Origin of the sequence: Nannocystis pusilla (assembly GCF_026626665.1) — a bacterium.
GTDB lineage: Bacteria > Myxococcota_A > Polyangia > Nannocystales > Nannocystaceae > Nannocystis > Nannocystis pusilla.
The window spans coordinates 8,959,029-8,985,304 of sequence record NZ_JAPNKE010000002.1; the positions used below are offsets into that span (position 1 = coordinate 8,959,029).

The following is a 26,276-nucleotide window of genomic DNA, read 5'->3' on the forward strand; positions in this document are numbered from 1 at the left end:
GTCGTCGTGCGGGCGGCTCATGAATCTCCGGGGCGCGCGGGGAAGCGGACGACGACGGTGGTGCCGCGCTCGGGCGTGGCGCGGGCGACGATCGTGCCGCGGAGCAGGTCGGTGACGAGGTTGTGGACGATGTAGAGCCCGAGGCCGCTGCCCTGGTCGCGGGCGGTGGTGAAGAAGGGCTCGTAGATCCGCAGGAGCGTGGCCGCGGACATGCCGACGCCGTCGTCGCGGCAGCCGATCTCGACCAGGCCGCCCGCGACCAGGTCGACCCATACGACCACGCGGCCGGGCCTGCCCGCGGGGAAGGCGTGGGTCAGGGCGTTGTGGACGAGGTTGGTGACGACCTGCGCCAGCGCGGCCGGGCACACCGAGACGACCGGGTCGGCGCGCACGTCGACGCCGACGCGGTGCGGGGTGCCGGACGAGAGCGAGCTCAGGCTGGCGACGACGGTGCTCACATATGTCCCGATGGACATGTCCTCGCGGACTTTTTCGGAGCTGTCGAGGGCGATCTGCTTGACCCCGGCGACGAGGGCAGCGGCGCGGCGCAGGTTGGCGAGCGCCATGTCGGCGGCGGCGAGCGCCTGCTGCAGGTGGTGCCGCATGTCGCGCTGGCGCAGGATGCCGGCCTCGAACGAGGCGCGCAGCTCGTGCAGCTGATCCTGGGCGAGGCTGGCGGCGGTGACCGCGACGCCGAGCGGGTTGCCGATCTCGTGGGCGATGCCGTCGACGAGCCCGCCGAGCGCGGCCCGCTTCTCCTTGCGCAGGAGCTCCTCGCGGGCGGCGTCGAGGGCGGTCCGCAGGCGCTCGGCCCGGCGCCGCTCGGTGACGTCGCGCAGCGTCAGCCACACGCCGGCGAACCGCTGCCGCGGCAAGGCCAGCGGGCGCGCGGCGAACTCGAGCCAGCGGCCGCGGTGCTGCATCGCGGCCGAGCGCGGCGCGGCCGGCCAGGTGGTCGCGCAGCGGGGCCAGCGAGTCGCCCTGCAGCAGGTCGCTCAGCGCCGCGCCGCGCACCGCCTCCTCGCTCAGCGGGATGTTGCGGGTCGAGCGGAGGTCGAGCAGGCGGAAGAAGGCGGGGTTGTACTCGAGCAGCTTGCCGTGGCTGCCGAGCACGCCGACGCCCTCGGCCGATTGATTCACGACCTCGCGCCACAGCTCGCGGCTCTGGGCCAGCTCGCACACGAGGTTGCCGGCGCCGCCGAGGTCCTCGACGAAGGCGAGCCAGCCGACGTCGGTGCGCGAGAGGAGCAGGCGGGTGAGGACCTCGCGGGCGCCGAGGCGGAGGTGGATGTCGAGGTCGATGTGGTCGGCGTTGCTGTGGCTGACGAGCTCGTCGAAGCGGAGGATCCCCCGGCGGTCGCGGACGCTGAAGAGGGCGTCGAGCGGGCGCCCGAGGACGTCGTCGGCGCGCTCGCCCGCGATCGCGGCGAAGCCGGCGTCGAAGCTGCGGACGACGAATCGCGGGTCGAGCTCGAGCCGGCCGAGGTGCGGGACGACCGGCGCGGAAGAGGCCCGCGGCGCGCGAGAGTGAGTGTCGGGTGGGGTCATGCCTCGGCGTGGGCGGGGAAGCGGACCGTGAAGCGAGCGCCGCGCCCGGGGGCGGACTCGGCGCGGATCGTGCCGCACAGGAGGTCGGTGACGAGGTTGTGGACGATGTGGAGCCCGAGGCCGCTGCCGCCGCTGCCGCGCGCGGTGGTGAAGAAGGGCTCGTAGACGCGGCGCAGCAGCTCGGGCGCGATGCCGACGCCGTCGTCGCCGCAGCCGAGCTCGACCTGGCCGTCGGTGGAGCGGTCGATCCACAAGATGACCGTTCCGACATGTCCCGAAGGAAATGCGTGCACCAGCGCGTTGTGCAGCAGGTTGGTGACGATCTGGGCGATCGCGCCGGGGTAGGTGGTGACGACGAGGTCGGCGCGCACGTCGACCTCGACCCGGTGCGGGCCGCGGCGGTACAGCGGCGCGAGGCTGGCGAGGAGCTCGTGGACGTGGGCGCCGAGGGCGACCGCGCGTCGCGATTCGCCGCTCTGGTCGACCGCGAGCTGCTTGAATCCGGCGACGAGGCCGGCGGCCCGCTGGAGGTTGCCGAGGCCGATGCGGGCGGCCTCGCGCGCGCCCGAGGCCGCCCGCGAGGTCGCGCTGGCGCAGGGCCCCGGCCGTGAAGGCGTCGCTCAGCTCCTGCAGGCAGTCCTGCACGAGCGAGACGGCGGTGATGGCGACGCCGAGCGGGGTGCCTACCTCGTGCGCGACGCCGGCGACGAGGCCGCCGAGCGCGGCCAGCTTCTCGCGCCGCACCAGCTCGCGCTGGGCCTCGTCGACGACCGCGTGGAGCTTGCGCGCGTAGGTGTCGGCGGCGAGGAAGGCGGCCTCGGAGCAGGCGGCGTCGACCCGGCGCAGGATGGCGAAGGCGAGGTGGTGCGGGACGCTGTGGCGGGCGAGGACCGGCCCCACGGCGCGGTGGAACGAGAAGAGGCCGCGCAGGAGCGTGGAGATCCGGAACCGCTGGGTCGAGCGCAAGGTGGTGACCCGCTCGATGAAGGCGTCGCGCGGCTGCGGGTCGCCGTCCAGCAGCAGCGCGGCGTAGGCCCGCACGCTCTCGGCCACCAGCGCCCGCGTCTCGGCCACGGGTCGATCCGCGAGGTCGACCGCGGCCGCGTCCCGCACCCACGCGGTGCCGGCCTCGATGATGGCCTCGTCGTGGACCGCCAGCAGCCGGCGCAGCGTCATCATCGATTCGTCCATGCCGGTCGCGGGCGAGGATAGGCCCGCGCTTTGCCCCGTACAAGGGGCGCGTCAATGGGCGATCGCGAGGAACGATGTATTCGAACCGTCGAAGCGCGGGCGCTCCGTCTGCTGGGGCCTGCGGGCGACGGTGCGGGGGCGATCGCGGACGCGGCGAAATGTGCTGAGCACAAACTCTGTAGATTCGATCCTCCGCACCCGCTGCACGAATGATGCGTCGAATGTAGAGTGTATACAGGGGTGTGATGCGACAATGTCCGAAGGGACAGGTCGAGCCGCGAGCGCTGCAAGCCGTGCGCGGCGCGGACCGAGCTCAGCCGACCCGCGGGGCGCCTTACGCACGCGCGAGGCGCGAGGACACGCGGGCCGGGGACGCGGCGCGACATCCGGCCTGGCCGCAGGCAAGAGTCTGCCGGCGGGGGCGGCGGCGGCGATCTCCCTGGTGCGAGTCGCGCCGCCGGGCGCGTCCCGGGGCAGGTGACGGCGCGGTGACGGCCGGCGGGCGTGGCCCCGAGTCGGCGCGCGGGCGCGGGCCCTCGCCGGCCCTCGGGGCCCCGGGGACGCGAGGGCCGGCCGAACCGCGTGAGCGGACGCGCGATGGCGCCGCGGGCCCGAATCTCTTATGCTGCCGGCCATGAGCCCGGGCGAGCAGGACCGCACCGTATTGCCTCGACGGTGCCCGACGTGCGGGGAGCACTTTCCGCTCGATTACAAGGTCTGCCCGCGCCACGCGGTCGAGCTGGTGGGGGTCGATTCGCAGACCGACGACCCGTACATCGGCTCGACGCTGGCCGAGAAGTACCGCATCGAGGCGGTGATCGGCGACGGCGGGATGGGGCGGGTCTACGAGGCCAAGCACATCCGCATGCCCGGCCGCACCGTGGCGGTGAAGATCCTCCACCGCGTGCTGGCGAGCGACGCCGAGGTGGTGTCCCGCTTCCGCCGCGAGGCCGAGATCGCCGGGACCATCGTCCACCCCAACGTCGTGCAGATCCACGACGTCGACCAGACCATCGACGGGACGCCGTTCATCGTGTGCGAGCGGCTGGTCGGCGAGGACCTCGGGCAGCACCTCGACCGGGTCGGCCGCATCGGCGTGCGCGAGACGGTCCACATCCTGCGCCAGGCGGCGGCGGTGCTGATGGTGGCGCACTCGCGCGGGGTCATCCACCGCGACCTCAAGCCGACCAACCTGTTCCTCGTCGGCGACCCGGCGAGCCCGACGGTCAAGTTGATCGACTTCGGCATCGCCAAGCTACATGACCCAAAGGCCAGCCAGACCCAGACCGGGATGATCATGGGCACGCCGGCCTACATGGCGCCGGAGCAGGCGCGCGGGTCGAAGGTCGACGGGCGCGCCGACCTCTACGCCCTCGGCGCGATCGCCTATCGCTGCGTGACGGGGCGGCCGCCGTTCGACATCGACGACGCCGCGGCGGCGCTGCACGCGGTGCTGACGTCGGAGCCGCCGCGGCCGCGGGCGATCCTCCGCGAGCTGCCGGAGGCGTTCGAGATGGTGCTGCAGCGGGCGATGGCGCGCGAGCCGGCGCAGCGCTACGCCGACCTCGAGGAGTTCGACGCGGCGCTGGCCGGCTTCGTGGCGCCGACGAACCCGACCGAGGCGGTCGCGCTGCGCGCCTCGACGTCGCTGGCGGCCCGCACGGCCACCGACATCGACGAGCTGTCGGCGGTGGCGCGGCGCGCCCGGCCGGAGATCGCGGCTTACTCGGGCATCGGCGCGGCGCTCCTGATCGGCGGCCTGGCCGACGTGCTGGCGCTGATCTTCTCGGCGTCGTCGCTGGCGGGCGGGCTCGCGGTGGCGGCGGCGTTCGGGGTGCTGGCCACGCCGGGCTACCTCTACGTCCGCTACCTGCAGCGCGAGGTGTGGAGCAACAGCCCGCGCGCGGTGGCGTGGGCGCGCTCGCTGGCGGCGATGGTCAGCGCGGCGGGGATGGTCTACGCGGCCTCATTCCTGTGCCTGCGCCTGCTCGACCTGTCCCTCGGGTCAGGTGACGGTCCGGGCGGGTGGGGCCGCATCCCGCCGTGGGTGCTGGCGCTCGGCGCGGCGGTGGCGGTCTGGCGGCTGCGCCAGCAGGCCCGCTCCACCCGCGAAGAGGCGCTCCTGTCGATCTCGGTGTTCTGAGGCCTCTTCGGCCGCCGCACGCTGCGCCAAAGAGGCTGCGGGATCACCGCCGAACGGGCCGCCGGCCCCGGAAGTTGACGCAAAGCACACTTTGCGGCAGCGCCGCGGACGCCGCTTCGACGCGTCGCGCAGGGGTGCTCAGAATCCCAGAACCCATGACGGAGGAGGGCCCTTGAACGATCTCGTGGACCCGCGAGCCCGGAATTTCTACGTCCGCACGATGCAAGCGCTGACGGCCGCCGAGGTGCCGTTCATGGTCGGAGGCGCCTACGCCTTCGCCCGCTACACCGGCATCGAGCGCCACACCAAGGACCTCGACATCTTCGTCGTCCCCGAGGACGCGGAGCGCACGCTCGCGGTGCTGGCCGCCGAGGGCTACACCTGCGACATGACGTTCCCGCACTGGCTCGGCAAGGCCCACTGCGGCGAGGACTTCGTCGACGTCATCTTCAGCTCCGGCAACGCGGTCGCCCGCGTCGACGCGCGGTGGTTCGACCACGCCCGCCGCGACCTGGTGCTCGACCAGGACGTGCTGCTGGTGCCGCCGGAGGAGATGGTGTGGAGCAAGGCGTTTATCATGGAGCGCGAGCGCTTCGACGGCGCCGACGTGGCCCACGTGCTGCGCGCCTGCGCCGACGAGCTCGACTGGTCGCGCCTGGTCCGTCGCTTCGGCGACCACTTCCGCGTGCTGCTGTCGCACCTGATCCTGTTCGGCTTCATCTACCCCGGTGAGCAGAGCAAGATCCCCGGCCCGGTGATGCTCCACCTGCTCGACCGCCTGCGCCGCGACACCTACGCGCAGAAGAGCGTGTGCAAGGGACATTGCTCTCGAGACAGCAATACCTGACCGACATCGACTGCTGGAAGCTGGCCGACGCGCGGCTCGAGGAGCGCTGGATGTCGCGCGAAGACATCGCCCACTGGACGGCCGCGATCGACAAGCACGGGAGGTGACGGATGGACGCAGCGACGGGTACGACCATCCGAATCGCGGCGGTGAGCGATCTGCACTGCACCAAGCAGTCGCACGGGGTCCTGGCCCCGCTGCTGCAGCAGGCCGCCCAGGCCGCCGACGTGCTGGTGATGTGCGGCGACCTGACCGACTACGGCCTGCCCGAGGAGGCCCACGTGCTGGCCCGCGAGCTCCACGGGCTGCGCGCGCCGATCGTGGCGGTGCTCGGCAACCACGACTTCGAATCCGGCCACCAGGCGGAGGTGACGGAGATCCTCACCACCGCCGGGGTGACGGTGCTCGACGGCGAGTCGGTCGAGGTGCGCGGGGTCGGGATCGCCGGGATCAAGGGCTTTTGCGGCGGCTTCGGCCGCTACTCGCTGGGCCCGTGGGGCGAGGCCGGGACCAAGGCGTTCGTCCGCGAGACCCTCGACGAGGCGCTCAAGCTCGAGTCGGCGCTGGCCCGCCTGCGCACGCCGCAGCGCCTGGCGCTGCTGCACTACTCGCCGATCCGCGCGACCGTGGAGGGCGAGCCGCTCGAGATCTTCCCGTTCCTCGGCTCCAGCCGCCTCGAGGAGCCGCTGATGCGCTACCCGGTGTCGGCGGTGATCCACGGGCACGCGCACAAGGGCTACCCCGAAGGGACGATGAGCAACGGGGTGCCGGTGTACAACGTGGCGCTGCCGCTGATGCGCCGGCTCCACCCCGACGGGCCGCACTTCCGCCTGATCGAGCTGCCCGGCGCGGAGGCGTGAGCCGCGAGATGGACATGTCTTGAGGGACATGTCACGGGTAGAATGAAGCGCCGATGGTGGACATGTTCTGAGGGACAGGTTATGACGGCGTGCGGTCGCGCGCCGTCACTGCGCCGCGAGGGCGTTGGCGGCGAGGAGCCGGTCGTACAGCTCGGCGGCGACGGGCTCGCCCGCGAGCGGCCGCGGCCAGGGGGGCAGGCGCAGGTCGCTCCACGCGTAGGCGTCGAGGACGGCGCGGTCGAGGAGGTCGTGGGCGGTCCGCAGGGCGTCGAGCAGCGGCTCGCGCCGCGGTGCGAGGAGGGCGTTGTACAGGCCGGTCAACGAGCGCACGGGGCCGAGGAGGGCGGCAGCGCGAGCGGCGAGAAGTCGCGCGGCCGAGGTCGCCAGGGCGGGGCTGTCGACGCGTGGGCCGGCGGCGGGGAAGGGAAAATTATTAAAACAGTCGGAGATCGAGTAGCGCAGGTCGGTCTTCATCGACGAGGCGAGGTGGCGGGCCCACACCTCGTGGACCCGCGACTGCAATACTGCGAACAGGCTGAGCGGGGCCGGGCTGGCGTAGACGTAGGTGGTATGGCTATAGACATAGTCGGTGGCCACGAGGTCGAATACGAGGTGCTTGCCGACCTGTGAATTGACGACGCAGCGGTCGAGGCCGCGGAGGGCGGCGTAGAGGCCGGGCGCGGGCTCGCCGAAGCGCCACCAGTGCCGCCGGCGGAACTCGCGGGGGTTGCGGTCGCGCTCCGGCTTGACGCGCTCGCGCACGAGCGCCAAAAGGTCGGGCCAGGCCTCGGCCTCGGCCAGGCTGCAGGCGCCGAAGTTGATGACGAAGCGCCGCGGCCCGCCGGCGTGGGCGATGTCGTCGCCCCCGAGGTACGGGAAGATCCGCAGGCCGTTGCGCGGGTCGCGGGCGACCAGCTCGGCCCGCTCGGCGGCGGTGAGCAAGAAGCCCTGGCCGTAGATCTTGCTGCCGGCGAAGGCGATCCGGCGGTTCGCCGCGAGCGGACGCGGGTCGGGCCGCTCGCTCCCGGCGTGCAGGTGCGAGGTGAGGCCGGCGACGACGCGCGTGCGGTGGGTGGAGGCGGTCGATTCGTCGGCGAATGGTCGATGGGACAGGTTGAATGCGGGTGTCTCTCGGGACAGGTCGTGAGAGTACGGCGTGGGGGCATCGAGTGAGGATGGCTCTTGAGACAGGTTCGAGGCCGACGCTGGTTCGCGCAGCAGGTAGGGCGCGGCCGCGGACGCCGCGGCCCCGCGGGCGAGGTGGACGACCGCCACCGTGACGACCGCCGCCTCGGGCCAGGGGAGGTCGCGGGTGACGTCGTAGAGGACGTGGCCGCGAGCGAGCAGGGGCTGCAGGCCGGTGGACCGCGTGTCGCCCTGGCCGATCGTATTGGTGGCGATGAAGCCGATGGTGCCGCTGTCGGCGAGGAGGCCGTCGACGCGGCGGAGGAAGTGCGCGCACAGGTCGGCGTTGCCATGAGCGCCCGGGTGGAGGGCGAGCAGCCAGGCGAGGTAGGCGTCGCCGAAGGCGCCGGAGATCTGGCTGCCGCCGAGGAAGGGAGGATTGCCGACGAAGGCGTCGAAGGAGTGCGGGAAGGCGAGCGGCCAGTGCAGCGGCGGGGCGAGCGGGGCAGGCGCGGGGAAGGCCGGCAAATCATGGCCGTCCGCGAGCGCGGCCTCGACGGCGAGGAGCCGGCGGCGGCGCTCGCCTTCGCGGTCCCGAGCTGTCCGCTGGGACAGGAAGGCGCCGACGACGAGATCGCCCAGACGAGCGGCGAGCTCGGGGTCGCGGTCGACCGCCGCGGCGATCGCCGGCCGCACGGGAGCGGGCCGCCAGTGGAAGGCGCGCAGGCCGGCGAGATCGAGGCCGAAAAGAGCATCACCGTGGCGAAGATTTTAAGGAGAAAGCCGGCGGGCGGCTGACCTGTCCCGAAGAGCAGCCAGAGCGAGCGCCGGGCGAGGGCGACCGCGAAGGGGTCGGCGTCGACGCCGAAGACGCAGCGGTCGACGACGAGCCGGCGCGCGAGCCGGTGCGGGTCGGGCGGGAGGTCGCCGGCGCGCTCCCAGGCGGCGACGAGGTGGAGGGCGAGGCGGCGGGCGACCGCGAGGAGGAAGGCGCCGCAGCCCATGGCCGGGTCGCAGATCTTCAGCCGCAGCAGTTGGTCGGCCGCGGGCGCGGGGCCCAGCGCGGCGAGCAGGGGCCGCAGCGCGGCGCGGACGACGGCGTCGGCGAGGGGACGCGGGGTGTAGTGAGCGCCGGCCCGGCGGCGATCGGAAGATGGCTGAAAGACCAGGTCGCCGGGGCCGCCGGCAGGCGGATCGCCGCGAGCACGAGCGAGGACGTCGCGCGCGACGGCCTCGTCATTCACGCCGGCGAGCTCGCTCACACACCGCCGGGCGGCCTCGCGCGAGAGGCCGAGGCCGCGCAGGTGGTGGGCACGCGAGGCGTGAGGCGCCGCCAGGAGCTCGGGCAGGGAGATCCAGGTGGTGCGACCATGGTGGTCGCGCAGGGGGAAGGCGCCGGCGTCGAGGCGGACGATCCGGCGACCGGCGAGGGCGGCGTAGACCTCGCCGAGCGCCTCGACGGGGAGCGGCGGCGAGTGGTCGCGAACGGCGATCTGGGCGGTCCCGAGGGACAGGTCGGAAGGGACAGGCGACTCGATCGCCGGCGCGGGAGGGTCGGGGCCGGGGAGGGCAAGCGGCGCGGAGACGAGAGGCTGGCGCAGCGACGGGGGGCGGCTCGGGGCCTGCGCGGGCGAGCGCGGAAGATGGTCGAAGGGGCAGGTCGCGCGTCGCGGGCGGATCGGGGCCGGCGCGGGCGAGGGAGGAAGATGGCGGAAGGGGCACGTCGCGCGCTGCGGGCGGCTCAGGGCCGGCGCGGGCGAGGGATGAAGATGGCCGAAGGGACAGGTCGCGCGCTGCGGGCGGCTCGAAGCCGGCGGGGGCGAGCGAGGGAGATGGCGGAAGGGGCAGGTCGCGCGTTGCGGGCGGATCGGGGCCGGCGCGGGCGAGCGCGGAGGATGGCGGAAGGGACAGGTCGCGCGAAGCGGGCGGATCGGGGCCGGCGGGGGCGAGGGAGGAGGATGGCGGAAGGGACAGGTCGCGCGCTGCGGGCGCGGGAGGGTCCGGGCCGGCGCGGGTGAGAAAATCAGGTGGCTGAAGAGACAGGTCGTGCGGCGGGGGCGCGGGCGGGTCCGGACCGGAGGGCGGGTCGGGCCCGAAGGCAGTGACATCTGACTCTGGAGCGCTATAAGATGGCCGAAGGAGCAGGTCTGAAGGGACAGGTGACTTGCGCGTGCGGGGCGGTTCCTGGCGCGGCTCGATAGCCGCCTTGAAGGACAGGTCGTCAGGGACAGCCTCCGAGAAGAGCTCGGGCGGGGCTGCGAGCAGGGCGCGGGCCAGGAGCTCGGCGTGGGCGGCGGCGCCGTCGTGGGCGGCGGCGCGGACGAGCTCGGGGCTCGGCGCGACGAGGGCGGCGTCGAGGGCGGCGGCGACTCGCTCGAGCAGGGCGCGCGGCGGGGACATGGGGCTCAGCGCGCGGCGGCCCGCTCCTCTTCGCGGAGGCGACGCTCGAGCACGAAGGCGCCGAAGGGGATGACGCTGGCGATGAAGGCGCCGGCGATCTTCGCCAGCGGCCAGCGCGCGGCGGTCGAGGCCGACAGCAGGGCGAGGATGAAGAGCACGAACAAGAGGCCGTGCGCCCAGCCGACGTAGCGCACCGCCTCGGGGATGCCGGCGGCGTACTTGAGCGGCATGGCGATCCCGAGCAGCACGAGGAACGAGACGCCTTCGAGGAGGCTGACCAGGCGGAACCGACCGATCTCGGTGTTGAGCATCGAGCGTGAAGCTAGCGCGTCCGCGCCAGCGCGACCACCGCTCTGCCGGCTGCGACGATCCGCCGCGGATTCACCGGCAGGGCGGTCCTCGGCTCGCGGACGACGATCGGCCGCAGACTCACTTGCCGGCGACTCGTCGATCTCGCGGTGGCACGCGCTACGAGAATCCGCCCGTGGACGCGCGGGTAGGGATGGTTTTCGTGATCTCGCGGTCGCACACGCGAGAGGCCGTTCCGCTGCGGACTCACTGGCAGGGAGGTTGCTCGAGCTCGCGGTCGCAAGCGCGGACGACGGTTCGCCGGGGGGCTCGCTGGCAGGAGCGCGGGTCATGAACTCGAGGTCTCGGGCGCGCATGCTGGCTGGCCCGTGGACTCGCTGGCAGGCGTCCCATGATCTCGAGATCTGTGGCGCGGACGACGATCCGCCCGCGGACTCCTCGCCGCGCGCGCCTGCGAGAGCTCGCGGTCGCCCACGGTTTCCGTGCGGATGGCGAGCTCGGAAGGGGCCCGGGAGCCCCGGCGCGGGCGGGCGACAGGCCGGGGCAGGTGCGCTAGGCTCGGTCATGGCCGAAGAGCTGCAGATCGAAGACATCGTGGTGGGCACCGGCGAGACGGCGGAGCCGGGCAAGCAGGTCAGCGTGCATTACACCGGCTGGCTGGTCGAGGGCGGCAAGAAGTTCGACAGCTCGCTGGACCGCGGGCGCCCGTTCAACTTCCAGCTCGGCGCCGGCGACGTGATCAAGGGCTGGGACCAGGGCGTGGTCGGCATGAAGGTCGGCGGCAAACGCCGCCTGACGATCCCGCAGCACCTCGGCTACGGCCGCCGCGGGTTCTCCGACGTGATCCCGCCGCGCGCGGATCTGCTGTTCGAGGTCGAGCTGCTGGCTGTGAAGTGACTCGAAGCGCGGTGAGCCGCGCGACCGAGGTTGCGAGCGAGGAGGCGGCGAGGCGAGCGCTCGCGCGACTTTGAGGTTGCGCTCGCGGAGCGACGAGGCTGACGCAGCTCGGCGAGCGCTCGCGCGACCTTGAGGTCGCGCTCGCGAGGCGGCGAGGGCTGACGCTACTCGGCGAGGGCGAGCACGAACTTGAGGTAGCGACCCTCGGGGAAGTGCAGCGGGGACGGGTGGTCGGGCGGCTCGTGGCGCACCTCGAGCAGCCGCAGCGGGCGCCGGGCCTGCCGCGCCGACTCGCTGAGAATTTTAAAAACATGTCCATCGGGACATGGCTCGAACAGCTTGGCGGCGGCGAGCAGGCCGCCGGGACGGACCTGGCGCAGGGCGCTGGCGTTGAGCCTCGCGTATGCGGCCTCGGCGGCGCGCACGGACTTGTGGTTCGGCGCGAACGAGGGCGGGTCGACGACGACGAGGTCGTAGGTCGTGCCGGCGGTGTCCTCGAGAAAGGCGAAGGCGTCGGCGGCGACGAAGCCGTGCGCGGCCGGGTCGAGGTCGTTGAGGGCGAAGTTGTCGCGCGCGGCGTCGACGGCGTTGCGCGCGAGGTCGACGCTGGTGACCCGCGGGGCCCCGCCGAGCGCGGCGGCCAGCGAGAAGCCGCCGGTGTACGAGAACAGGTTGAGCGTCTGGCGGCCGCGCGCGACCTGGCGGATGAGGCGCCGGTTCTCGCGCTGGTCGAGGAACATGCCGGTCTTCTGGCCGCGCCGGACGTCGACGTGCATGCGCATGCCGTGCTCGCAGATCTCGACGCGCTCCGGCGGGGCTTCGCCGGCGAGCACGCGCGGGCGCTGGGCCCCGGGCACGTCGTCGCCGCCGCGCTGGCCGCTCAGGCCCTTGAACCACAGCGAGCGCGGGCGGACGACGTCGACGATCGCCTCGGTGAGGTCGCCGAGGTGCGGCAGCCAGGCCGGGGTGTCGAGCTTGAGCACGGCGCAGCCGGCGTAGAGGTCGACGACGACGCCCGGCAGGCGGTCGCCCTCGCCGTGCAGGACGCGGAAGGCGTCGGTGGCGGCGAGGTCGAGGGTGGTCTGGCGCAGGCGCCAGGCGGCCTCGATGCGCCGGCGCCACAACGCGGGCCCGGGCTGCTCGTCCTTGCGGGTGCCGACGACGCGCAGGGCGATCGGCGAGTCGGCGTCGAACAGGGCGTGACCGATCGGTCGCCGACCCTGACCGAGCAAGGTGACGAAGTCCCCGGTGCGGGCGCCGACGACCTCGGGGACGGCGTCGACGTACAGCCACGGGTGGCCGGCTGCGACGTGGCGGGTGAGGCGGTCAGGGACGAGGACGGCGGGCACGCGAGGCGGAGTCTACGCGATCTCGCGCGCAGGGGATTCGGACTCGCGGAGGCGCGAGCGACTGCGACGTGAGCAGAGCGGCGCTGGGGTCGGGGGCCGGCGCGGAGCGCTCCGGGGCGGCTCGCGCCGGGACCTGCTGCTCAACGCAGGGGAGACATGCACCGAAGGGCGGGCATTTCGTGGCTGGCCGCAGGTCGACTGCGGCCGCGCGGGTCGTTAGGGCATGGCCCGACGAACATGCCCTTGCGGGCATGTCTTTCAGAACATGCCCGATCAGGCAGCCGGCTCGGCGCGGCAGACCTCGTCGGTGTCGAACTCGGCGCCGTAGTCGACGCCGGGGATCGAGAAGCCGCGGGTGCGGGCGTACTCGTCCATGAAGCTCTGGTAGAGCTCGGGGTCGAACGGGTCGCCGGGCTTGCCGGCGAAGAAGCGCCGCGAGAGCTCGGCCTGGACGGACTCGTCGAGCTCGACGTCGTCGAGGCGGACCAGGCCCTCGGCGTCGACCACGGGCTCGCCGCCGGCGGGCAGCTTGTCGCGGAACAGGCGGAGCATGGAGGCGAGCGGGTCCTCGAAGCGGTCGCCGAGGACGTCGCGGACGAGGGCCATGTAATAGGGGACGCCGGGGATCCCGCCGGACGCCTCGGTGACGACCGCGGGGCCCTCGACGGCCACGGCGCGGCCGTTCACGCGCGCGCGCAGGACCGCGTCGATCGCCCGGGTGTAGAACTCGAGGTCGGCCTTGGCGAGGCCGATCAGGCCGTTGCGGTAGACGGCGGCGTTGAGCGGGTTGCCGCGGTACGAGATGGTCGCCAGCGTGAAGCCGGGCGCCAGCAGGTCCTGCTGCAGCAGCGCCTCGATCCACTGCTCGACGATCCGCCCGCCCATGACGAACTGGGTGTTCACCGCCTCCTCGGGGCTGCCCGGCGGCAGCTCGAGCTCGACCAGCTTCGGCGCGTCCTCGGGCGTCTCGCCGCGGCCGCTGAAGGTGCGCACGGTGGCCGGCTTGCCGAGCGGCTTGAGGGCGCTCTGGACCGGCTTGCCGGTGCGCGGGTCGGTCGCCCGCGGGGCCGCGAGCGCCCACACCAGGCCGTGCAGCTTGCCGCCGAAGTGCGCGCGGATCTCCTGGATCGCGGCCGCCAGCACGGCCGGGTCGAACGCGTCGCCGAGCACCGTGCGGTGCGTCGTGCCGCGCGCCCGCAGGCGCCGCTCAATCGCCAGAGTGCGGTGGAACCCGGGCGAGCCGATCTTGCGCAGCTTGTTGGAGCTCTCGGGCTGCGGCGCCGGGTCGTAGGAGACGTTCAGCGTATGTGCTCCGAGACATGTCCCCAAGACCACACGCGCGGCGCTGCCGAAGCCGCCCGAGCCGCCGACCACCAACCAGGCGCCCGGCTCGCCGCCCGCGCGCGACAGGCCGCTGGCGGCGGCGCGGTCGACCAGCGCCTCGGCCGAGCGCTGGACGCCGACCGGGTGGAAGTTGCCGGGGTGGATGACGTGGCCGAGCGAGGGCACGAAGCGGAACTGGAACTTCGGGACAGCGAGGCGCATGACGGGGCGCCTTCTACCACGCCCGCGCCGCCGCCGGGGAGCGCCGGGCGACGGCGCGCATCCGCAGGCGCGACCGGGCCTGCGCGGGCGCGCCGGCGTTCGCACGCGCGTGCGGACGGCCGTGCTGCGGGCGCGGACGGCGCAAAGCGGCCGATCGGCGCAGGTTCAGGCGGGCCGCGGAGCAGTGTGAGACGCGTCGGAGGAGGGCGGAGCGTGACGGGGATCCGCGGTGGTCGAGCGGAGGTCTCGAGTCATGCTGCAGGTCATGGCCAACATCAGCATCCGCCGCTCGAACGCCCTGGGGAAGGCGATGGCGCGGCAGAAGACGGAGTCCCTGGCCCTCAGCATGGAGGCGAAGCTGGGGATCCGCTGGCACTGGAGGGGCGATCAATTGAACTTCGACACGCCGCGCGGCGCGGCGCGCGGGACCTCGGGGACGGTCAGCGTCGACGACACCAGCGTGCGCGTGGAGATCGACCTGCCGCTGGTGCTGCGCGGGTTCCGGGGCGCGGTCGAGGGCAAGATCCAGGACGAGCTCGACCGCCTGCTGCGATAGCGCGGTGGACAATAGACAATGTTCTTCGGGACAGGTCCCGGAGTTTTTTGCGCTCAAAGCTCGGCGGCGACCGCCTTCAGACGGGCGGCGGTGAGGGCCTGGCGCACGCGCGCCGCTCGCGCCAGGGATCGCTGCGCAGCTTGGCGAGGCGGGCGACGGTGCTCTCGAGGTCGTAGGCCTGGGGCGTGGTCAGGCCGGCCAGCTCGTCCCAGCGCAGCGGGACGGACACCGAGGCGCCGGGGCGAGCGCGCGGCGAGTAGGCGGCCACGCTGGTGGCCTTGCGGTCGTTGCGGAGGTAATCGACGTAGATCTTGCCGCGGCGCTTGTGCTTGGCCGCGACGTCGACGAAGTGCTCGGGGTCGGCCGCGCTGAACTCGCGGGCGATCCCGCGGGCGAACGCCTTGACCTCGGCCCAGCTCTGGCGACCCGCGGTCATCGGGACGACCACGTGCAGCCCCTTGCCGCCGGTAGTCTTTAAAGCTGTCGAGGTCGAGCTGGGCCAGGCGCTCGCGCATGGCCACGGCTGCTCCTTGACCATGTCCCACGGGACATCCTCGGCCGGGTCGAGGTCGAGGACCATGCGGTCGGGGGCGTCGGGGTCGGCGACCTTGGCGCCCCAGGCGTGCAGCTCGAGCGCGCCGATCTGCGCCAGGCCGATCAGGCCGCGAGCGTCGCGGACGTAGACGTAGGCCGGCTCGTCGTCGTCGTCGAGGTCGATCGCCTGGATGCCGGCGGGCAGGTCGTGCTTCATGTGGCGCTGGAAGAAGCACGGCTTGCCGATGCCGTCGGGGCAGCGCACCAGGCTGAGCGGACGATCGGCGACCTGCGGGAGGATCCACTCGGCGATCTTTTCATAATACTCGGCGAGGTCGCGCTTGGTGATGCCGTCGTCCGGCCACAGCAGGCGCTTCGGGTTCGACAGCGGGACGCCGAGGACCTCGAGGCCGCCGGTGCTGTCGGGGGCCCGTGCGGGGGCCTCGCGGAGGACCTGCTTCGGCCGCTTGTCCTCGCGCACGCCCTCGTAGACGGCGTGGCGGATGCGGTCGTCGCGGGTCCACTCGCCGAAGCGGACCTCGACCACGACCTCGGGGCGGACGAAGTGAACGTCGCCGAGGCCGGTGGGCAGACGGGCCGCGAACGGCGAGTGCGAGGTCTCCCTGGTTGCGAGCAATTTCTTGAGGCGCTCCGCCTCGGCGAAGTCGAAGCCGGTGCCGACCTTGCCGGCGTATTGCAGCTTGCCGTCGTCGTCGAACACGCCGACCAGCAGGGCGCCGAGGGCCCGCGGGCCGCTGCGCGCGGTCGCGTAGCCGCCGACGACGACCTCCTGGCGGCGGCCGCACTTGATCTTCAACCAGTCGCGGGTGCGGCCGCTCTTGTAGGGGGCGTCGGCGCGCTTGGCGATGATGCCCTCGAGGCCGAGGGAGCAGGCGCGCGAGCAGCTCTTCGCCGCCGCCGACGATGTGCTCGGACAGGCGCACGCGCCCGGGGGCGTCCTCGGAGGAGCAGCTCGGCGAGCAGCTCTTTGCGCCCCAGCAGCGGCAGGGCGCGCAGGTCGTGGCCGTCGAGCCACAGCAGGTCGAACGCGTAGAACACGAGCTCGTCGGGGCGCTCGGCCGCCAGCGCGGCCTGCAGCGGGCCGAAGTGGGTCAGGCCGTCCTCGTCGACGTGGACCAGCTCGCCGTCGACGAGGGCCTGGTGGTCGCCGAAGCGCTGCTGCAATGATTTGGCGAGCGGGCCGAGCCGCTCGGTCCAGTCCTGCTCGCCGCGGGTGATCAGGCGAATGTCGTCACCTTCGAGGCGCGCGAGCAGGCGGTAACCGTCGAACTTGATCTCGTGGCACCATTCGTCGCCGGCCGGGACCTTTTCGACGAGGGTGGCCAGCTGCGGGGCGACGCGCGCGGGGAGCGGGCGCTCGGGTGATTTCTTGCCGGAGGTGGGGCGCTTCTTGGCGGACTTCTTCTTGGCCGCGCGCGGGCGCTTGGTGGTCTTCTTGGCCGCGGTCTTCTTGCTCGCCGTTTTCTTGCTGGTCTTCTTCGTCGTCGACAGGCGCGCGGGTTCGTCGGTCTTCTTCTTGGCCGACTTCTTCTTGGTCGCCTTTTTGGCCGTGGTCAGGCGCGCGGGTTCGTCGGACTTCTTCTTGGCCGACTTCTTCTTGGTGGTCTTCTTCGCGGTCGGCAGGCGCGCAAGTTCGTCGGATTTTTCGCGGCCGACTTCTTCTTGGTCGCGGGCTTCCTGGCGACCGCCTTGACCGCAGCGTTGGCGGCGTCGCGCTTGGCCGGCTTGTTGCCGCCGACGCCTCGCGTCGACTTGTTGCTCGGCTTGTCCGCGGCCTTCTTGTTGGTGGTCTTGCGCGGCTTTTCTTGGCCGGCTCGCCGGCGGCGATCTCCTCGACCGTGCGGCCGCTGACGACGCTCTCGGGTCGGTCGCGCACGAGGGCCTCGCCGTCGTCGCTGGCCTCCTCGTCGTCCTCCTTGATCAGCAGCCAGTTGTCGTGGTCGTCGTCGCGGCGGCCGTGCATGCGCACGAGGGTGTAGGCGCCCTGCAGCTTGTGGCCGTCGAAGCGGAACTTGAGCTTGCCGGCGCGGTAGTCGGCGCGGGCGTCGCCTTCGGGGTACCAGCGGCCGCGATCCCACAGGACCACGGAGCCGCCGCCGTACTCGCCCTGCGGGATGGTGCCCTCGAACTCGCCGTACTCGAGCGGGTGGTCCTCGACGTGGACCGCGAGCCGCTTGTCGTGCGGGTCGAGGCTCGGCCCCTTGGGACAGGCCCAGCTCTTGAGCACGCCGTCGAGCTCGAGCCGGATGTCGTAGTGCAGGCGCCGCGCGGCGTGCTTGTGGATGATGAACTCGCCCTGCGAGCGGCGCTTCGGCGACTTCCCGCGCGGCTCCGACGTGACGGTGAAGTCGCGCTTCCGATGGTAGCGCGCGAGCGACATCAGGCCGCCTTTCGGCGGGAGGTCTTGGCCCGCTTGGCCGTCTTCTTGCGGTTGGTGGCGGCGGCCTTCTTGGCCTTCGCCGGGCGCGGGTTACGAGCCGCGGTGCGCTTGGGCTTGTTCTTCTGCTTGTCGGTCGCCTCGGCGGAGGCCTTGCCGCCGCCCTGGAGGCTCTTCTTGAGCAGCGCCATCATGTCGACCACGTTGGTCGCCGGCGCCTCGGCCTCGACGTCGACCTCCTCGACCTCCTCGCCCTTCCACTTGCGCTTGATGAAGGCCAGGAGCTCGTCGCGGTAGGTGTCCTTGAACTCCTCCGGCTTGAACTCGGCGGTCATCTCGTCGATGAGCCGCTCGGCCATCTTGAGCTCGGGCGCGGAGATCTTCGGGGCGTCCTTGCCGGTCGGGAGGTCGTAATCCTCGAGCGAGTGCAGCTCGTGCGCGTAGCGCAGCAGCTCGAGCACGAGGGCGTCGTCCTTGACCATCACCGCCGCCAAACTCTCGCGGGTGCGGATGACGACCCGGGCGATGCCGACCTTGCCCGACTTGCGCAGCGCCTCGCGCAGCAGCACGTACGGCTTGGCGCCGCGCTTGCCGGGCACCAGGTAGTACGGCTTCTCGAAGTAGGTCGGGTCGATCGCCTCGGCGTCGGTGAACTGGACGATGTCGACGGTCTGGGTCGCCTTGACGTTGGCGCGCTTGAAGTCCTCGTTCTCGAGGATCACGTACTCGCCCTTCTTGACGGCGTAGCCCTTGACGATGTCGTCCCAATCGACCGGCTCGCCGGTCTCGCGGTTGTACCGCTGATAGCCGACGGGCGACATGTCGCGCTTGTCGAGCAGGTCGAAATTGAGCTCGTCCCGCGATTCGGCGGAGTACAGCCCGACGGGGATCTGCACGAGACCGAAGCCGATGGTTCCTTCCCAAATTGCTCTGGCCGCCATGCCGGGCTTGTTAGCGCGCGAGGCCGCGCTGTCAAGCCGCCCGGCCTGTCGGAGGCGGCCGAGGCTTGACCAATGCTCGCGTCCGCGGCGAGTTCGAGAGATGCCGACGCGAGCAGGCTCAGCGCGGCGGCAGGGCCCCGAGGCCCAGGGCGGTGATCACGCCCGCGGGCCCTGCAGGCGCTGCGGCGGTCGCGGAGGCGGCGGCGAGGCCACGGCCTCGCGATGCGAATGAGATGTCCCCGGGGACAGGTCGGCTTGACACGGGCGACCCGGTGGCGGTCAGCTCGCTGCATGCTCCGCCCCGCATGGTTTTTCCCCGTCGTCCTGTCGGCCTGCGGCGGCGCCCCGGGAGCGACCGCCGGCGGGAGCGAGTCGGGCACCGGCGCGAGCACGACGACCGCGAGCGCGGCGCCGACGACGAGCCAGGCGCCGGGGACCACGAGCTCGGGGACGGCCGAGCCGACGAGCTCGACCGCGACGAGCTCTTCGACGAGCTCGACCGTGACGACCTCGGAGACGACGGAGGACGCGACGACGGGGGACGCGACGACGGAGGACGCGACCACGGGGGCCGAGGCGAGCGGCCCGCGTTATCACGAGGTGCGGCAGAAATCGTCGCACAACGCGTTCCAGCGGCACGAGGCGCTCTTCGATCAACTCGTGTACCACCGGATCCGCTCGCTCGAGTTCGACATCTTCACGAGCAAGGCGTTCGAGTCGGCGCTGACCGGCGATTGGTTCGTCTATCACATCGACGTGATCGACGACGACACGCACTGTCGCACCCTGTCGCAGTGCCTCGATCAGGTGGCGGCGTTCGCCCGCGCGGTGCCCGAGCACGAGGTCGTCACGCTGTGGATCGATCTAAAGAATACTTCGGCGCCGGGCACCAGCCGGAGGACCTCGACGCGCTGCTCGAGGCCGCGTTCGCCGAGGCGCTGGTGCGACCGGCGGAGCTGCTCGCGGCCTGCCCGGGGGCGACGACGCTGCAGGAGGCGGTGACGACCCGCGGGTGCACGTGGCCGCACCTCGAGAGCTGGCGCGGGCGCGTGATCGTGATGCTCACCGGCGGCGACCTCGTCGACCCGTCCGGACCGCTGGCGACCTACGTCGGCGCCGACGCCGGGGCGCGCGCGGCCTTCGTCGCCCCGGGCCTGAGCGACGCGCGGGACCTGTTCACGCATCCGGAGGCGATCGTGCACAACCTCGAGCTCGGCGACGTGGCAGTGGCCGGCGCGGTGCGGGCGGCCGGGATGGTCAGCCGCGTGTGGGTGGTGGACGACGAGGACGCGTGGGCGGCGGCGGCGGGCACAGGGGTGCATCACATCGCCACCAACCAGATCAACCGCGGCGAAGATCCGTGGGCGAACACGGCGGGGCCGCAGGGGTGGCCGTTCGAATGCATCGACGTCTGCGAGGCGCCGGCGAGCGAGTCGGCGGCGATCGTGACATTGACGGTCGACTCGGGCGACCTGTGGGACAGCAGCGACGAGGGGCTGTTCGCGGCGATGGAGATCGGCGCGGGCGAGGTCGCGTGGACGGCGGGGATCGCCGCGCCGAACAGCCACGTCGAGCCGTGGGCCAAGGCGTGTCTGGCGGCCCGCGCGGGGCTTCAGGCCGACGCGGCGTACCTGGCGATCTGTCGGCCCGCCGACGATCACCCGCTGCGGGTGCAGCTGCGCGAGGCGACCGGCGCGGGCACCGAGGCGTTCGAGTTCGCCGGCGTGCCGGGGTTGACGGGCGAGTCGCCGGCGTTCGTGCGGCTCGAGCGGAGGGCCGACGGCACCTGCGTGCGCGGGCTCGGGTCGAGCGACGGGGCGGCGTGGACGGCGATCGCCGAGCACTGCTTCGCGCAGCCGCTGACACATGTGGGACTGGCGGCGGCGTCGCACGGGGCGGGCTCGCTGCCGCTGCTGTTCGTGGCGCCGACGGCGACCCCGGGAGGGCCGGTGGTGGCGGCCGATCTGGCCCTGACCTCGCTCGGGGCCGGCGTCGGCGGGGTCGCCGACGGCTGGTGAGGATGTCTCGAAGGACAGGTGCGACGACGAGCGAGGTCGGCAGGCCACGCGACGCGGGCGCGCGGCTCCGGTAAGCTCGGGCGGCATGACTCACGACGAGCGCGACTCCGGGCGACTCTGGCAGCGTGTGCGGGATCGACTGGCGACGGCGGTGCGCGGGCGCTTGCCCGATCCGCCGCCCGACCTGCAGCTGCTGCGGGTCAGCTGCGAGGTGGCGCCGGCCGCCCTCCGGCCGCTGCTCGAGGCGCGCCGACTGACCGAGGCGATCCTCGGCGAGGCGCGGCCGAAGCCGCCGGACCGGTCGAAGTCGCTGCGCCGGCGCACGCTGTTCGGCGAGGCGCCCGAGCGCGCCACCGAGGCGGTGCTGGTCGAGCTGTGGAATCACCTGGCCGGGCAGCCAGGTTCGCGGTGGGTCGTGGTGTTCGACGCGGTCGAGCAGGCCGACGAGGCGACGCTGGCGGCGCTGACCCAGATCGTGCGGCGGCAGGGGTGGCTGCAATGCCGCTGGTGCTGGTGTTCCACGGCGAGCCGAAGGAGGCGGCGGCCGAGCTGCTGCTGGCGGTGCGGACGCGCGACGCGGCGGGGGTGCTGCGCGGGGAGGAGCCGCCCTCCGGCGAGGCGCAGGCGATCCAGTGGCGCACGCTGCCGCCCGAGGTGCTGCGGGTGCTGCGGGCGGGCGCGCTTGTCGGGCCGGGCTTCGAGACGCGGATCGTCGCCGACCTGCTGTCGCTCGAGCCCCTGGTGGTGCTGGAGCTGCTGCAGCAGGCGACCGACCTCGGCCTGCCGGTCGAAGATCGCGGCGAGGGGCGGTTCTCGCTGCCGACGTCGGCGCTGACGGCCCTGTCGACGTCGCTGATGCCGTCGCTGGCGCAGGCGTGGCACCGCAAGCTCGGGCGCTTGCTTGGCGCGCGCGCCGGCGAAGAAGTCGCGGGCGCAAGGCCCCCGCGGCCGCCCGTGCCCAAGCCGCGCGGGAAGATCCCCAGCGCCGCCCACGTCGCCGAGATCATCGACCTCTCGGCCGAGGTCGTCGACCTCGTCGACGACACCGGCCTCGCCGCGCAGGTCGCCAGCGAGATGGCCGGCGGTGGCGTCACTCACGACATCGGCGCCGCTCCGCCGGCGGGCGCGGATACCTCGCAGATGTCCGAAGAGTCAGGTGTGGCGGCGAGCGGTGACGTGTCCGCGGGGACAGGTGCTGCCGAATCGACGGAGGTGTCCGCAGGGACAGGCGGCGCCGCGACCGACGCTCCGAAGTGGACCGTGCCGCGCAAGGGCGAGCGGTCGGGGCCGATCGACGTGTCGCTGGGGGCGAGCTCGTTGAAGGGGCTGCGGGCGACGAGCGCCAATGTGTCCGCGGAGACAGGTGCGAAAGAGCAGGTCGAGGAGCGCCCGGCGGGCTGGTCGCCGGCGCGGCGCAAGACGATCTTCGCGGCGCCGGCCGCCGAGCCGGGGCCAGACGAGGCCGATCCAGCCGGCTGGGGGGCGCCGTCGCGGGTGGTGCCGACGCGGCTGGAGGACCCGCTGGTCGACGAGGCGCGGGCGGCCGAGCACATGCGCCTGGCGGGCGAGTTCGACGCGGCGGCGCAGCACCTGTGCGAGGCGGCGCGCAAGGCCGCGGAGATGGGGGCGCCGCAGGCCGCGGCGCAGCACGCCCAGAACGCCCTGTCGCTGCTGGCGACGCTGCCGGCCAGCGCGACGCGGCGGCTGCTCCGGGTGCAGGCGCTGATCGAGCTCGGGCGGCTGCAGTGGCAGTCGGCGGGCTACGAGTTCGGGTTCACGCTGACGCAGGCGCAGGCGACCCTCGACAGCGCGCGCGCCGAGCTCGGCGCCGACGCCCCGGTGGTGCTGGCGGCCGACCTGGCGCAGGCGATCGCCGGGGTGTGCTTCGACCTCGGCGACCCGCGCTCGCTGGAGCGCGCGCACGCCGAGCTGGTCGCGGCCGGGAGCATGCTGCAGGCCGCGGGCGACGCGATCGGCGCGGCGTGCCTGCTCAACGACCAGGCGGCGGTGCTCGTGCGCATGGGCGATCCGGGGCGCGCGCTGCAGCTGCTCCGGCAGTCGCGCAAGGTGTTCGACCCGCACGTCAACAGCGACCCAGTGGCCCTGCGCGAGCTCGCGGAGACCGAGCACCTGTTCGCCCGCCTGCCGCTGCACGCCCAGCTGCGGGCCGGGCGCGAGGCGGAGGGCTTCGAGATGGGGCTCGACCACGCGCGGGCGGCCGAGCGCGCCTATCGCGACCTCGGCGAGGTCCGCGAGCTCGGGCGCGTGTGGGAGACGATGGGCTGCCTCGAGCTGCGGGCGGGGCGGACCGAGGCGGCCAAGCAGCGCTTCGACGCGGCGGCGGAGGTGCAGACCCAGCTCGGCGACCTGACCGGCCTGGCGCAGACGACGGAGGGGCTGTCGCAGGTGCTGGCGCTGCTCGGGCGCGACGCCGAGGCGGTGACGCTGCTGCGCGACTCGGTGGTGTTCAACCGCGACAAGGGCTCGCCGCTCGGGCTGCAGCGGAACCGCCGCGCGTTCACCGAGCTGGCGGAGCGGCTGGCGCCGCGGACGGAGCACGCGGCAGGCCTGCAAGAGGTGGCGATCCTGCTGTCGGCCGGCGAGCGCGAGCTCGGGGCGTTGCTGCAGCCGCCGGCGTAGGCAGCAGGATCGCAGGTCGGCGCGCTGCGGCTCGAGCGGCCGGCAGACTGCTGGAGCTGACGCCGCGGCCGGCAGGAGTGTCTCGAGAGACATGTCGAAAAAGACATGTCTCGACATGTCCGGGCGGACGTGTCGCCCGGGCCGCCGCGCGGCGCCCGCGCTCGCCCGTGCGACGGCCCCGGGCGGCGATTCAGCCGGGGCTGCGCCGGGGCCCGGGCGCGTGATACCTCTTGGCGCCGTGATCGACGCGCTCGAGCTTGTCCGCCCCGACGATTGGCACCTCCACCTGCGCGACGGCGTCGTGCTCGCCGACGCGGTGGCCCACACCGCGCGGCAGTTCGCGCGGGCGATCGTGATGCCCAACCTGAAGCCGCCGGTCACGCGGGTCGAGGACGCGGCGGCCTACCGCGAGCGCATCACGGCCGCGGTGCCGCCGGCGCTGGCCGGGCGGTTCACGCCGCTGATGACGCTGTACCTCACCGACGCGACGCCGGCGGAGGAGGTCGCCCGCGCCCGCGACTGCGGCTTCGTCCACGGCGTCAAGCTGTACCCGGCCGGCGCGACCACCAACTCGCAGTCGGGCGTGACCGACCTTTCGCGGGTGTTCCCTGTCCTCGAGGCCATGCAGCAGGTCGGCCTGCCGCTGCTGGTCCACGGCGAGGTCACCGACCCGGGCGTCGACGTGTTCGACCGCGAGGCGGTGTTCCTGGAGCGCCAGCTCGCGCCGCTGCTGGGGCGCCTGCCCGACCTGCGCGTGGTCGTCGAGCACATCACCACCGCCGAGGCGGTCGCCTTCGTCCGCGCCGCCGGCCCGCGCGTGGCCGCGACGATCACCGCGCACCACCTGCTCTACAGCCGCAACGCCATGTTCACCGGCGGGGTGTGCCCGCACTACTACTGCCTGCCGGTGCTGAAGCGCGAGCGCCACCGCGAGGCGCTGGTCGAGGCCGCGACCAGCGGCGAGCCGAAGTTCTTCCTCGGCACCGACAGCGCCCCGCACCCGCGCCGGGCCAAGGAGAGCGCCTGCGGCTGCGCCGGCATCTTCACCGCCCACGCGGCGCTCGAGCTGTACGCCGAGGCGTTCGAGCGCGCCGGGGCGCTCGACCGGCTGCAGGGCTTCGCCAGCGAGTTCGGCCCGCGCTTCTACGACCTGCCGGTGAACCGCGACAAGGTGCGGCTCGAGCGGGCGACCTGGGAGGTCCCGGCCGCCTATCCCTTCGGCCACGACGAGCTGGTGCCGCTGCGCGCCGGCGAGCGGCTCGCCTGGCGCATGGTCGATTGAACATGTTCAAGGGCATGTCCATCGGGGCATGTTCCGATGGACATGCACTGATGGACATGTCACCGGCCGGCGAGCAGGTGCTCGCCGCCGCGGCCGCCCTCGTGGGCGCGGACGGGCGGGAGCTGGCCGGTGGCGATCCAGTAGCGGAGGTACTTGGCGATCAGGGCCCGGTCGAGGGCGACGAAGCGGACGCCGCTGCCGGCGAGCGCCTCGGTGGTGTTGCTGGTGTCGTACTGCGGCATGTCCTCGTAGAGCTCCCAGCGGGTCAGCTCGTCGCGGTAGACCCGCTCGAACAGCATCGGCAGCAGCGAGCACAGCGGGTTGTCGCGCTCGCGGCTGTCCTGGACGGCGCGGTCGACCCATTGCGCGTAGGTCCACTGCGCCAGCGGGTAGCCGAACTCGCAGATCATGGCGAAGAACTGGCCCAGGTCCGGCGACTGGCGCAGCTCGGGCGGGACCAGGTGATAGGCGCGACCCTGCGTGCCCGCGGCGCCGGCGATGTGGAGGATCGCCCGGCTGACGAAGTCGACCGGCACGAACTCCTTGCGCTGCCGCGGCAGGTCCGGGTACCCGCCGATCTGCACCGCCCCGCGCACCGAGCGGCCGACGAAGTCGTCGGCGTTGCCGGCCCCGCTGCGGCTGTCGCCCATGATGAAGCCCGGGCGGTAGACCGTGACCGGCAGGCCGAGCGCGCCCGCCGACCACACCGCCTTCTCGGCGACCCACTTGCTGGCGGTGTAGCCGATGTCGAGCTGAAGGTACTGCAGGTGGTCGTCGATCGAGTCGTCCTCGCGGACCACCCGCTTGCCGCCGAAGAACCCGCTCGGGCCGAACACCGCGATCGACGACACGTGGTGCACCGGCTTGAGCCGGCCGGTGGCGGCGAATCGCAGCACCTCGAGCGTGCCGCCGACGTTGGCCGCGCGGTGGGCCGCGTAGGGCTGGACGTAGTTGACCTGCGCGCCGGCGTGGAGGACCGCGTCGACGCGCCCGGCGAGCGCGGCGAAGGTCGCCTCGTCGAGGCCCAGGCGCGGCGCGGCGAGGTCGCCGGGGACGGCGTCGATGCGCGCGGCGAACTGCGGCTGCCACAGGCCGTACTTGGCCAGCGCCTGCTTCACGCGGGCCAGCCCCGCCGCCGGGTCCGCCGCGCGCACCAGGCAGTGCGCGCGGGCCTGCGTGTGCGTCAGCAGGTCGCGCAGCAGGAAGGCGCCGAGGAAGCCGGTCGCGCCGGTCAGGAGCACCTCGCCGGTGCGCCAGGCGTCGGCCGCCGGGCGCGGCTGCCGGGCCGCGCGGACGATGAGCTCGCGGACGTCGTCGGGGATGCGGGCGTCTGCCTGCCACGTCTCCGGCCCGACCTCCGCGGCGCCGTGGATCGCGTCGCCGCGCAGCGCTCGCCGCGCTGGGCCGCGAACTCGCGCAGCGTGCCGGCCTCGTACAGCGCGTAGACCGGGAAGCGGACCCGGTACACGTCGCGCACGCGCAGGACCAGGCGGGCGGCCAGCAGCGAGTTGCCGCCGAGGCGGAAGAAGTCGTCCTCGGGCAGGACCACCGGCACGCCGAGGAGGTCGGCCCACATGGTCGCCAGCTCGCCGGTCAGCGGATCGTGCGTGACCGCGAGCATCGCATTGAGGCTGAAGACCCCCGAATGCGCCTGACCGGCGACGAGCGCCTTGCGGTCGACCTTGCCGTTGGC

23 protein-coding genes are annotated in these 26,276 nt (G+C 73.1%); 11 read left to right on the forward strand and 12 right to left on the reverse strand.

Annotation, left to right across the window (positions count from 1 at the left end; all coding sequences use genetic code 11):
- Positions 1–17 precede the first annotated feature (17 nt).
- Both OV079_RS39570 and OV079_RS39575 read right to left on the reverse strand, forming a co-directional pair.
- A complete protein-coding gene (locus tag OV079_RS39570) occupies positions 18–923 on the reverse strand; it encodes a sensor histidine kinase (protein WP_267774845.1) in 906 nt (301 codons plus the stop codon).
- 621 nt (positions 924–1,544) lie between these two features.
- Entirely contained in the window at positions 1,545–1,919 is a 375-nt protein-coding gene (locus OV079_RS39575; protein ID WP_267774847.1) for an ATP-binding protein, read from the reverse strand.
- A gap of 172 nt (positions 1,920–2,091) precedes the next feature.
- Here OV079_RS39575 and OV079_RS39580 point away from each other — a divergent pair, with 172 nt between their 5' ends.
- From OV079_RS39580 to OV079_RS39600, 5 genes are all read left to right on the forward strand, one after another.
- Positions 2,092–2,760 carry a hypothetical protein gene (locus tag OV079_RS39580; RefSeq protein ID WP_267774848.1) on the forward strand — a complete coding sequence of 223 codons (669 nt, stop codon included), beginning with the start codon at positions 2,092–2,094 and terminating at the stop codon, positions 2,758–2,760.
- 613 nt (positions 2,761–3,373) lie between these two features.
- Entirely contained in the window at positions 3,374–4,882 is a 1,509-nt protein-coding gene (locus OV079_RS39585) for a serine/threonine-protein kinase (RefSeq protein ID WP_267774849.1), read from the forward strand.
- Positions 4,883–5,054: 172 nt separating this feature from the next.
- Positions 5,055–5,729, forward strand: a complete 675-nt coding sequence (locus tag OV079_RS39590; RefSeq protein WP_267774850.1) for a nucleotidyltransferase family protein — start codon at positions 5,055–5,057, stop codon at positions 5,727–5,729.
- On the forward strand, positions 5,705–5,836 hold the full coding sequence (locus tag OV079_RS39595; RefSeq protein ID WP_267774851.1) for a hypothetical protein: 132 nt from the start codon (positions 5,705–5,707) through the stop codon (positions 5,834–5,836). The genes OV079_RS39590 and OV079_RS39595 overlap by 25 nt, the downstream gene beginning before the upstream one ends.
- 3 nt (positions 5,837–5,839) lie before the next feature.
- The gene (locus tag OV079_RS39600) at positions 5,840–6,589 is read left to right on the forward strand and encodes a metallophosphoesterase family protein (protein ID WP_267774852.1); all 750 of its coding nucleotides are present in this window, start codon (positions 5,840–5,842) and stop codon (positions 6,587–6,589) included.
- Positions 6,590–6,694: 105 nt separating this feature from the next.
- Here the strand turns inward: OV079_RS39600 and OV079_RS39605 are convergent, their stop codons facing one another.
- On the reverse strand, positions 6,695–8,242 hold the full coding sequence (locus OV079_RS39605) for a type IIL restriction-modification enzyme MmeI (RefSeq protein ID WP_267774853.1): 1,548 nt from the start codon (positions 8,240–8,242) through the stop codon (positions 6,695–6,697).
- 3 nt (positions 8,243–8,245) lie between these two features.
- Between OV079_RS39605 and OV079_RS39610 the strand changes: the two genes are divergently transcribed.
- Positions 8,246–8,512, forward strand: coding sequence for a hypothetical protein (locus OV079_RS39610; protein WP_267774854.1), 267 nt, complete (start codon positions 8,246–8,248; stop codon positions 8,510–8,512).
- Between the two features lie 1,607 nt (positions 8,513–10,119).
- On the opposite strand, the gene OV079_RS39615 is transcribed toward OV079_RS39610, so the two are convergent.
- Positions 10,120–10,425, reverse strand: a complete 306-nt coding sequence (locus tag OV079_RS39615; RefSeq protein ID WP_267774855.1) for a DUF3817 domain-containing protein — start codon at positions 10,423–10,425, stop codon at positions 10,120–10,122.
- Positions 10,426–10,987: 562 nt separating this feature from the next.
- Here OV079_RS39615 and OV079_RS39620 point away from each other — a divergent pair.
- Positions 10,988–11,320: an FKBP-type peptidyl-prolyl cis-trans isomerase gene (locus OV079_RS39620; RefSeq protein WP_267774856.1), complete on the forward strand. Its 333-nt coding sequence runs from the start codon at positions 10,988–10,990 to the stop codon at positions 11,318–11,320.
- Between the two features lie 164 nt (positions 11,321–11,484).
- Here OV079_RS39620 and OV079_RS39625 read toward each other — a convergent pair whose 3' ends face one another.
- Both OV079_RS39625 and OV079_RS39630 read right to left on the reverse strand, forming a co-directional pair.
- A complete protein-coding gene (locus tag OV079_RS39625; RefSeq protein WP_267774857.1) occupies positions 11,485–12,669 on the reverse strand; it encodes a class I SAM-dependent rRNA methyltransferase in 1,185 nt (394 codons plus the stop codon).
- A gap of 273 nt (positions 12,670–12,942) precedes the next feature.
- Complete coding sequence (locus tag OV079_RS39630; protein WP_267774858.1) at positions 12,943–14,214, reverse strand: hypothetical protein; 1,272 nt, start codon at positions 14,212–14,214, stop codon at positions 12,943–12,945.
- 253 nt (positions 14,215–14,467) lie between these two features.
- Between OV079_RS39630 and OV079_RS39635 the strand changes: the two genes are divergently transcribed.
- Positions 14,468–14,770 carry a polyhydroxyalkanoic acid system family protein gene (locus OV079_RS39635; RefSeq protein WP_267774859.1) on the forward strand — a complete coding sequence of 101 codons (303 nt, stop codon included), beginning with the start codon at positions 14,468–14,470 and terminating at the stop codon, positions 14,768–14,770.
- Positions 14,771–14,846: 76 nt separating this feature from the next.
- Here OV079_RS39635 and ligD read toward each other — a convergent pair whose 3' ends face one another.
- The 4 genes from ligD to ku are packed head-to-tail and all read right to left on the reverse strand — an operon-like array spanning position 14,847 to position 18,643.
- Entirely contained in the window at positions 14,847–16,175 is a 1,329-nt protein-coding gene (ligD, locus tag OV079_RS39640) for a DNA ligase D (protein WP_267778757.1), read from the reverse strand.
- Positions 16,118–16,651, reverse strand: a complete 534-nt coding sequence (locus tag OV079_RS39645; protein WP_276604049.1) for an ATP-dependent DNA ligase — start codon at positions 16,649–16,651, stop codon at positions 16,118–16,120. Before OV079_RS39645 ends, ligD begins: the two co-directional genes overlap by 58 nt.
- The gene (locus tag OV079_RS39650; protein WP_267774860.1) at positions 16,557–17,705 is read right to left on the reverse strand and encodes a DNA polymerase ligase N-terminal domain-containing protein; all 1,149 of its coding nucleotides are present in this window, start codon (positions 17,703–17,705) and stop codon (positions 16,557–16,559) included. The genes OV079_RS39645 and OV079_RS39650 overlap by 95 nt, the downstream gene beginning before the upstream one ends.
- Positions 17,705–18,643: a non-homologous end joining protein Ku gene (gene ku / locus OV079_RS39655; protein ID WP_267774861.1), complete on the reverse strand. Its 939-nt coding sequence runs from the start codon at positions 18,641–18,643 to the stop codon at positions 17,705–17,707. Before ku ends, OV079_RS39650 begins: the two co-directional genes overlap by 1 nt.
- Before the next feature lie 854 nt (positions 18,644–19,497).
- Between ku and OV079_RS39660 the strand changes: the two genes are divergently transcribed.
- From OV079_RS39660 to pyrC, 3 genes are all read left to right on the forward strand, one after another.
- Complete coding sequence (locus OV079_RS39660) at positions 19,498–20,661, forward strand: PI-PLC domain-containing protein (protein ID WP_267774862.1); 1,164 nt, start codon at positions 19,498–19,500, stop codon at positions 20,659–20,661.
- A 489-nt stretch (positions 20,662–21,150) separates the two neighbouring features.
- On the forward strand, positions 21,151–23,301 hold the full coding sequence (locus OV079_RS39665) for a tetratricopeptide repeat protein (protein WP_267774863.1): 2,151 nt from the start codon (positions 21,151–21,153) through the stop codon (positions 23,299–23,301).
- A 241-nt stretch (positions 23,302–23,542) separates the two neighbouring features.
- Entirely contained in the window at positions 23,543–24,583 is a 1,041-nt protein-coding gene (gene pyrC, locus OV079_RS39670) for a dihydroorotase (protein ID WP_420829578.1), read from the forward strand.
- Between the two features lie 59 nt (positions 24,584–24,642).
- Here the strand turns inward: pyrC and OV079_RS39675 are convergent, their stop codons facing one another.
- Together OV079_RS39675 and OV079_RS59370 are read right to left on the reverse strand one after the other, a co-directional pair.
- Positions 24,643–25,824, reverse strand: coding sequence for an SDR family oxidoreductase (locus tag OV079_RS39675; protein ID WP_267774866.1), 1,182 nt, complete (start codon positions 25,822–25,824; stop codon positions 24,643–24,645).
- Positions 25,815–26,204 carry a phosphopantetheine-binding protein gene (locus tag OV079_RS59370; protein WP_420829579.1) on the reverse strand — a complete coding sequence of 130 codons (390 nt, stop codon included), beginning with the start codon at positions 26,202–26,204 and terminating at the stop codon, positions 25,815–25,817. Before OV079_RS59370 ends, OV079_RS39675 begins: the two co-directional genes overlap by 10 nt.
- Positions 26,205–26,276 lie beyond the last annotated feature (72 nt).